Here is an 8,011-nt window from a genome sequence, read left to right on the forward strand (position 1 = left end):
CCGCCCGCCGATCGCGGGGATTCCGGAGTTGCGGCGCTGGTTCGCCGGCGAGCTCTCCCATACCGACTCTTCTGGGTCTGCGCCCGCCGAGTCCTGGCACTCCGCCGATGTGATGGTCGCCTCGGGTGGGCAGGCGGCGCTGGCCGCGGCGTTCCGCGCGCTCGCCGCCCCCGGCGAAGCGATCGTCATGGAGTCGCCGACCTACTGGGGTGCGATCGGCGCCGCCCGGCAGGCCGGTCTGGTGATCGTGCCGGTGCCCCGATCCGACGGCGCACCCCGGGCCGACGACCTCGACGCGGCGCTGACGTCGTCGGGCGCACGCGTCTTCTACGCCCAGCCCAACCATGCCAACCCCACCGGCGACCGCTGGGATGCCGGGCAGCGGTCGGCGATCCTCGATGTGATCACCGCACACCGCGCGTTCCTCGTCGAGGACGACTGGGCGCACGACCTCGGGATCGACGAGCCGGTGCGGCCGCTCGCCGTCGCCGACCGCGACGGGCACGTCGTCTACGTCAGGTCGCTGACCAAGAGCATGTCGCCGTCGATGCGGGTGGCCGGGATTCTCGCGCGCGGACCGGCACGGGTGCGCATCGAGCAGGCGCTGGCGCATTCGGATCTCTTCGTCTCGCCGATCCTGCAGTGGGCCGCCCTCGACGTGGTGAGCAGACCGGCGTGGCGCACCCACCGAAAGACACTTGCCCGCGCGTTGGGGGACCGGCGCGACGCCCTGCTGGCCGCGCTGCGTGGCGCCGGCTTCGATCCGCGCCGGCCGGCCGGTGGACTGCATCTCTGGGTAGACCTGGGCGTCGGCAGGGCCGGCGACGCGCTGCCCGACGCCGACACCGTCGTCGCGCGGGCGCTGACCAAGGGTCTCGCGATCTCGCCGGGTGCCGAGTGGTTTCCCGCGGAGCCGACCGGCCTGTTCGTCCGGCTCACCTATTCTGCGGTCACCCCGGATCGATACGATGACGCCGTCCGGATTCTCTCGGAGAGCCTCTGACGCCGACCGGGTGTTCCCGGGGCGTTTTGGGTTCGGCAGGGCCCATGTTCTACACTGAAGTGTCTCGGTTGACTTAGACTTGCGCGCTACCCATGGGGTGGCGCGTTGGTTTTGTCGGACGGTTGATTCTGTCGAACGGCGGAATGTCGGTAGCCGAAGGCCACGCGGCCGGACGGTGTCGACACACCAGTCCGTAGGGTGGATCGAGATGGTGGCCCGAGTGGCCCGGCGGGATTTCTTGCCGGGACGTGACGGCCGCAAAGGGGCGTAGCTCAACTGGCAGAGCAGCGGTCTCCAAAACCGCAGGTTGCAGGTTCAAGTCCTGTCGCCCCTGCCCTGGTGAGGGCACACGTTGACGAGAGGACCTCGAAGTTGAGCAAGCGAGATCGAGCAGCCCGCGCCAAAGATGCCGCGGGGGACACCGCCGCGTCGGCGGCCGATGAGCTCGAGGTCTCCGATGCCACCGACGATTCCGACGGCGAGAGCACGACGTCACTGACGAAGTCGGCCGACACCGAGCTCCGTCCGTCCGGTAAGCGTTCGGGTCGGGGTCGCCGTTCGGCGTCTGCCGCCGGCACCTCCGACGACGACTCGGATTCCGCAGGCGGAACCGCGGTCGCCGTCAAGGAACGCAAGAAGAAGGCGTCGCCTGCGGAGAGCCACAATCCGTTCGTACGGATCTGGCTGTTCCTGCAGCAGGTCGTCGCCGAGCTGAGGAAGGTCATCTGGCCGAGCCGCCGCGACCTGGTCGTCTACACGGCCGTCGTGCTGGTGTTCGTGGTCATCATGACCGCCTTCATCTTCGGCATCGACCTCGGCTTCGCCAAGGGCGTCCTCTGGCTGTTCGGTTAGCGGTTCACCTCGAGTGAGCGCACCGACCATCTCGGGGCGCCCGACGGACCGGTCGTCGGCGCACGACGGACGGCACGGTCGAGTGACGACCGGGCGAACGACGTGAGACCTGACCGAAACTGTGAGAAAGAGGAGCGTGGGCTGCAGTGAGCACCCCGGAGAACACCGAAGCGGCTGACGTCGAAGGCGTCGTGACCGACGAGGCCGTCACCGACGAGACCCTCGTGGACGAGACCGACGACCCCGGTGTCGAGGCGCAGGCCGAGGCTGCCGAGGACGAGGCCGCTGCCGTCGAGGGCGGCGAGGCCGCGGTCGAGGCCGACGAGGCAGCCACCGATGAGGCAGCCACCGATGAGGTGGCGACCGACGAGGTGGCCGGCGAGGCCGACGCTCCTGCCGGGCCCGAGGAGACCGACCCCGTCGAGGAGCTGCGCAAGCAACTGCGTCGCGCGCCCGGCGAGTGGTACGTCATCCACAGCTACGCCGGGTACGAGAACAAGGTGAAGGCCAACCTCGAGACCCGCGTGCAGAACCTCGACGTCGGCGACTACATCTTCCAGGTCGAGGTGCCGACCGAAGAGGTCACCGAGATCAAGAACGGCCAGCCCAAGAAGGTCAACCGCAAGGTGCTGCCCGGCTACATCCTGGTGCGCATGGATCTCAACGACGAGTCGTGGGGCGCGGTGCGCAACACCCCGGGTGTCACCGGCTTCGTCGGAATGACCTCCAAGCCGTCGCCGTTGAGCCTCAACGAGGTGCTGCAGTTCTTGATGCCGCGCACCGAGGCCAAGAAGTCCGCCGCCAAGGCCGCCTCTGCCGGCGAGAGCGTCGAGGCCGCCGCAGCCGCGGTCACCTCGACCATCGAGGTCGATTTCGAGGTCGGCGAGTCGGTCACCGTCATGGACGGACCGTTCGCGACGCTGCCCGCCTCGATCTCCGAGGTCAATGCCGAGCAGCGCAAGGTCAAGGTGCTCGTGTCGATCTTCGGTCGCGAGACGCCCGTCGAGCTCGGCTTCAATCAGGTCGAAAAGATCTGATTCGCCCGTCAGCCGGTGACCGGCTGACAACAAGACTTCCACGCCTCCAGCGGACGTGGATCAGCAAGAAGAACAACCAAGGAACTAGAGATGCCTCCCAAGAAGAAGAAGCTTGCCGGGATCATCAAGCTCCAGATCCAGGCAGGCGCGGCCAACCCGGCCCCGCCCGTGGGTCCGGCGCTTGGTCAGCACGGCGTGAACATCATGGAATTCTGCAAGGCGTACAACGCCGCGACCGAGTCGCAGCGTGGCAACGTCATTCCGGTGGAGATCTTCGTGTACGAAGATCGGTCGTTCGACTTCAAGTTGAAGACCCCGCCGGCGGCGAAGCTGCTGCTCAAGGCTGCCGGTCTGCAGAAGGGCTCCGGCGAGCCGCACACCAAGAAGGTCGGCAAGGTCTCGATGGATCAGGTCCGCGAGATCGCCAAGACCAAGCAGGAAGACCTCAACGCCAACGACATCGATCAGGCCGCGAAGATCATCGCCGGTACTGCTCGGTCGATGGGCATCACCGTCGAGTGAGCTCGCGATCTCGCGAGAGTCACCGTCGAGTGAGCTCGCGATCTCGCGATGTCACCGAAGGCTGAGAGTCTTCAGATGTAGTGGGAGGGCCGGCTCGGCCCGCACCACCAACCCGAATCGTTTCACGGAGAAAGAACAGAGCAATGAGCAAGAAGAGCAAGGCCTACGCGGCCGCGGCCGAGAAGGTCGACAAGAGCAAGCTCTATAGCCCGCTGGAGGCTGCCGAGCTGGCCAAGGACACGTCGTCGAAGAACACCGACGCGACCGTCGAGGTTGCGATCCGGCTGGGCGTCGACCCCCGCAAGGCGGACCAGATGGTTCGAGGCACCGTCAATCTGCCCCACGGGACCGGTAAGACCGCCCGCGTGATCGTGTTCGCCACCGGCGACAAGGCCGCCGAGGCCGTGGCCGCCGGTGCCGACGAGGTCGGCGCCGAGGATCTCATCGAGAAGATCCAGGGCGGCTGGCTGGACTTCGACGCCGCGATCGCCACCCCCGATCAGATGGCCAAGGTCGGCCGTATCGCGCGCGTCCTGGGCCCGCGTGGTCTGATGCCGAACCCGAAGACCGGCACCGTCACCCCCGACGTGACCAAGGCCATCAACGACATCAAGGGCGGCAAGATCAACTTCCGCGTCGACAAGGCAGCGAACCTGCACTTCGTCATCGGCAAGGCCTCGTTCGACGCCACCAAGCTGGCCGAGAACTACGGTGCCGCCTACGACGAGATCATGCGCGCCAAGCCGTCGGCTGCCAAGGGCCGCTACATCAAGAAGGTCACCGTCTCCACCACCACGGGCCCGGGCATCCCGGTCGACCCGGCGGTGACCCGTAACTTCGCCGAGCCTGCGCAGGCCTGAGCGAATTCGACTCCTCGACACCCCCGATTGCCCTGGTGCGGTCGGGGGTGTCGTCGTTGTGCGGCCCGGCGATCGTTGTGACGGCCCGACGACGGTGAGAGCATGAGCGGGTGAACCGTAGCGTGATGTCGGCCCGCGAGGACGAGAACCGGCGGCTGTTGCGTGCGCGGGATGCGATCGACCGGCATCACGCGCGACGGCTCGACGTCGACGAACTCGCCCGGATCGCGGTGATGTCGTCCGCGCACTTCAGTCGCCGATTCTCTGCGCTGTTCGGCGAGACCCCACACCGCTACCTGCAGCGGCGCAGGATCGAACGGGCTTGTGCCGCACTGAGGTCGGGTCGGACGGTCACCGACGCGGCGTTCGCGGTCGGCTATGACAGCGTGGGGACGTTCTCCCGGACGTTCACCGCCATCGTCGGATGTACGCCGACGGCCTATCGCCGTGCCGCGGCCCCGATCCCTGTGCCGGGCTGCGTGGTCCGGGACTGGACGCGACCGGCAACCGGACTGCGCAGTTTCGGAGAAGCGCTCACCGGCGTGGAGCCCGTAGCGTCGTCGTCATGATCACCTCGGTTGCCATTCATTCCATCTTCGTCCTCGATCATCAAGAGGCGCTCGATTTCTATGTCGGCGCACTCGGTTTCGAGGTGAGCAGTGACGTGGACATGGGATTCATGCGCTGGCTCACCATCGCCCCGCCCGCCCAACCCGACCGCGAGATCCTGCTGACGGTGCCCGGCCCGCCGGCCACCACACCGCAAGCGGCAGAGGCGATTCGCGATCTGCTCACCCAGGGTGCGCTGGGCACGGCGGCGATCCTCGGTACCGACGACTGCCGGGCCACCTACGCCGACCTCGTGGCCAAGGGCGTCGAGTTCACCCAGGAGCCGCAGGAGCAGCCGTACGGGATCGATTGCGCGCTGCGGGATCCGTTCGGCAACCACATCCGGATCACCGAGCGCACCGACGAGCGTCCGGTCGACGATCGCGACATCAGGCGATGGCCGGCGTCCTAGGTCGTGCCTCGTCGAGTACCTGTGTGACGGCGGCGGCCCGGGCGGTCGGTTCGTCGTCGAACGGGATGAGGTACACGGTCCCGACGCCGGCCGCGGTGAAACGGTCGAGTTGTGCGGCCATCGACGCCGAATCGCCGACGAGTGCCGTCATCTCGATGAGTTCATCCGGAACGCGCTGTGCCGCGACGTCTTTGGCGCCGCTCAGGAAGTGCTTCTGGATCTCCGCGGCGGCCGAGTCGAAGCCGTACGCACACGCCACACGGTAGTAGGAGTTGCGTTCGGGAGCCCCCCCGATGTAGAGGGCGTAGTGCCGCTTGATGGCCTCATAGCCGGGTGATCCCGGACCGTCCGCGGCCAGCGGCACCTGTGCGTGGATGTCCAGTGGGCCAAGGTGTTCGGGGCGGGAGTCACCGCCCCGGTCGAGGGGCTCGCCCCAGATGTCGCGGAATCGCTCGGGCGCGAAGAACATCGGCTGCCACCGTCGGCGATCTCGGCGGTCAACTCGACGTTCTTCGGCCCGAGCGCGGCAACGAGGATCGGGATGTCGGGGCGGATCGGGGTGGAGATCAACGCCAGCGGCTTACCCAGGCCGGTGCCACGATCGGCGGGCAGCGGCAGCGGATGGTGTCGTCCGGAATGGGTCACCTTGGCGCCGGTCCAGACCGTGCGACAGATCTCGATCACCTCACGGGTACGCCCGAGCGGCGCGTGATAGGGCACCCCGTGCAAGCCCTCGATCACCTGCGGGCCCGACGTGCCCAGGCCCAGCGAGAACCGACCGTCGGTGAGGTAGTCGAGAGTGGCCGCGGTCATCCCGATCAACGCCGGGGTGCGCGAGTAGATCGGGATGACCGACGTCGTCAGCGACACCGACGGAATCCGGCCGGCGAGATAGCCCAGCTGGCTCGGCGCGTCGAACGCATAGGCTTCGGGAACCGCCAGCAGTTCAACACCTTTGGCCGCGAAGACCTCCGCTTCGCCGGCGGCGGTGCGGAAGTCGGTCGAATAGTTGATCAGCAGTCCGATACGCACGACGGACCTCCTCTGGAGTGGATGGATCGTCAGTCTCGGTAGGTCGGCGTACGGCGATCCCGTGCCGCGGCCAGGGATTCGGCGAGGTCCGCGGAGAGCAGGGTGGCGGCATTCCACAGTGCCACCTGCTCGAGGCCGTCGCCGATCGGGTGGTCGCGCGCGAAATTGAGTGCGCGTTTGGTGCCGCGGACCGCCAGCGGTGACCGCGCGGCGATGGTGGCAGCCAGCTCGCGTGCGGAGGCCAAGACGCCGTCGCGATCGTCGGAGACCCCCGTGACCAACCCGATGGCACGGGCCTCCTGCGCGTCGACGGTGCGTGCGGTCAGGGCGAGTTCGCGGGCGAGGCCCTCGCCGATGATCCGCGGCAGACGTTGCAGCACACCGACGTCGGCGGTCACTCCGAGGTCGACCTCCTTGAGGCAGAAACGGGCGTCTGCGGCCGCGAGGCGCACGTCGCAGGCGGCGGCGATGTCGAGTCCCGCGCCGATACAGGCACCGGAGATCGCGGCGATCACCGGTGTACGGCACCCCTCGATGGCACTGACCGCGCGTTGCAGTTCGATGATCCTGTCCAGCAACGCTTCCGAACCCCGTCCGGCACACGGGTCGTCGGCGACGGTGGAGAAGTCGTCGAGCATCTGCAGGTCGATGCCCGCGCAGAAGTGGCGCCCGGCCCCGGAGAGCACGACGACGCGTACCGACGGATCGGTGTCGATCTCGGCGAACGCCGACGCCAGGGACCACCACAGCCCGGCGTCGAGCGCATTGGCTGCGGCGGGACGATTCAGCTGCACCGACGCGATTCCCTCGCACCGGTCGATCACCAACGAGGGATTCTCGGACGTGGACGGACGCGTTGATGCCGTCATGGGAGCTCTCCTTCTCCACGATGCGCGTGGCTCGGATGCAGGAGAAGCTAACACGGACGCCGAGCGGGATGGCAAGCCTCGGATCGTCGGTGCGGAGGCCGGCAAACTCCATCGAACATATCGCGAAATCGCCGTTCATCTGCGTCGTTACGGCTTCGAGGCGATGTGGGTCGAGCCGATCGAGGGGGGAGACGTTACCCCCAATGGGGTAGTAAGACACCACCGGTGGGGCGGCGGTGGAGCGGATGGCGCGCTCGGGCACTGCGAATCAGGTCGAGTCGCGGCGGTTGCGCGGTTGATCGTCGTAGTAGGCCAGCCAGATGATCCGTGACAACGATGTCACCAACTGCTCGTCGCTCACCGCGGCGTCGCCGGTGGGCCGCAGCACATGCTGGCTGATGGTGCGCTCCACCATCCACACGAGACCTGTTGTCGCGCCATAGGGATCGACCTGCGACCCGATGGCGCCGGCCTTCTGCCAGCCGTCGACGATGCCGCCCATCATCGAGATGTACTCGTTGATGCGGCCGATCCAGAACTCGGCAATCTCCGGATCGTAGGACGACAATTCGTCGAGCGCGCGCATGACCGTCCAGTGGCTACGGTATTCGCGCAGCATGGTCCCGATGGCTTGCTCGACGCCGACCACGCCCCGCGAGGGGGACTCCGGGTCGTTGAACCAGCTCAGCGGTGCCGAGAAGAAGGTCTCCGAGGCCAGTGCCGCCACGTGGATCAACAGCTGACTCTTGTTGGGGAAGTACTGATAGAAGGTCGACCGCGGGATGCCGGACTCCGCCGCGATCCGCCCGACAGGG

11 protein-coding genes and 1 tRNA gene are annotated in these 8,011 nt (G+C 67.4%); 8 read left to right on the forward strand and 4 right to left on the reverse strand.

Annotation, left to right across the window (positions count from 1 at the left end; translation table 11 throughout):
- From B1964_RS03940 to B1964_RS03975, 8 genes are all read left to right on the forward strand, one after another.
- Positions 1 to 1,003: PLP-dependent aminotransferase family protein (locus B1964_RS03940; protein ID WP_079928928.1), on the forward strand; the 1,003-nt coding region annotated here is incomplete at its 5' end.
- A 261-nt stretch (positions 1,004 to 1,264) separates the two neighbouring features.
- Positions 1,265 to 1,337, forward strand: a tRNA-Trp gene (locus B1964_RS03945).
- Between the two features lie 38 nt (positions 1,338 to 1,375).
- Positions 1,376 to 1,855 carry a preprotein translocase subunit SecE gene (gene secE, locus B1964_RS03950; RefSeq protein ID WP_006370802.1) on the forward strand — a complete coding sequence of 160 codons (480 nt, stop codon included), beginning with the start codon at positions 1,376 to 1,378 and terminating at the stop codon, positions 1,853 to 1,855.
- 146 nt (positions 1,856 to 2,001) lie between these two features.
- Positions 2,002 to 2,892 (forward strand): transcription termination/antitermination protein NusG, encoded by an 891-nt coding sequence (nusG, locus tag B1964_RS03955; protein WP_079928930.1) that lies wholly within the window; start codon positions 2,002 to 2,004, stop codon positions 2,890 to 2,892.
- 90 nt (positions 2,893 to 2,982) lie between these two features.
- Positions 2,983 to 3,414: a 50S ribosomal protein L11 gene (rplK, locus tag B1964_RS03960; RefSeq protein WP_006370804.1), complete on the forward strand. Its 432-nt coding sequence runs from the start codon at positions 2,983 to 2,985 to the stop codon at positions 3,412 to 3,414.
- Positions 3,415 to 3,557: 143 nt separating this feature from the next.
- Positions 3,558 to 4,274: a 50S ribosomal protein L1 gene (gene rplA / locus B1964_RS03965; RefSeq protein WP_006370805.1), complete on the forward strand. Its 717-nt coding sequence runs from the start codon at positions 3,558 to 3,560 to the stop codon at positions 4,272 to 4,274.
- A 110-nt stretch (positions 4,275 to 4,384) separates the two neighbouring features.
- Complete coding sequence (locus B1964_RS03970; RefSeq protein WP_079928931.1) at positions 4,385 to 4,843, forward strand: AraC family transcriptional regulator; 459 nt, start codon at positions 4,385 to 4,387, stop codon at positions 4,841 to 4,843.
- A complete protein-coding gene (locus B1964_RS03975; protein WP_079928932.1) occupies positions 4,840 to 5,295 on the forward strand; it encodes a VOC family protein in 456 nt (151 codons plus the stop codon). The genes B1964_RS03970 and B1964_RS03975 overlap by 4 nt, the downstream gene beginning before the upstream one ends.
- Here B1964_RS03975 and B1964_RS30900 read toward each other — a convergent pair.
- The 4 genes from B1964_RS30900 to B1964_RS03990 all read right to left on the reverse strand — a co-directional run.
- A complete protein-coding gene (locus tag B1964_RS30900; protein WP_253193876.1) occupies positions 5,273 to 5,554 on the reverse strand; it encodes a hypothetical protein in 282 nt (93 codons plus the stop codon). The two genes, B1964_RS03975 and B1964_RS30900, sit on opposite strands and share 23 nt — an antisense overlap.
- Positions 5,497 to 6,327 carry an LLM class flavin-dependent oxidoreductase gene (locus B1964_RS03980; RefSeq protein WP_253193877.1) on the reverse strand — a complete coding sequence of 277 codons (831 nt, stop codon included), beginning with the start codon at positions 6,325 to 6,327 and terminating at the stop codon, positions 5,497 to 5,499. Before B1964_RS03980 ends, B1964_RS30900 begins: the two co-directional genes overlap by 58 nt.
- A gap of 29 nt (positions 6,328 to 6,356) precedes the next feature.
- Positions 6,357 to 7,196, reverse strand: a complete 840-nt coding sequence (locus B1964_RS03985; protein WP_139765620.1) for a crotonase/enoyl-CoA hydratase family protein — start codon at positions 7,194 to 7,196, stop codon at positions 6,357 to 6,359.
- A gap of 268 nt (positions 7,197 to 7,464) precedes the next feature.
- Positions 7,465 to 8,011 (reverse strand): TetR/AcrR family transcriptional regulator (locus tag B1964_RS03990; protein ID WP_079928933.1); only part of this gene is annotated, 547 nt, incomplete at its 5' end.

It is taken from the genome of Gordonia sp. i37 (genome assembly GCF_002043085.1).
GTDB lineage: Bacteria > Actinomycetota > Actinomycetes > Mycobacteriales > Mycobacteriaceae > Gordonia > Gordonia polyisoprenivorans.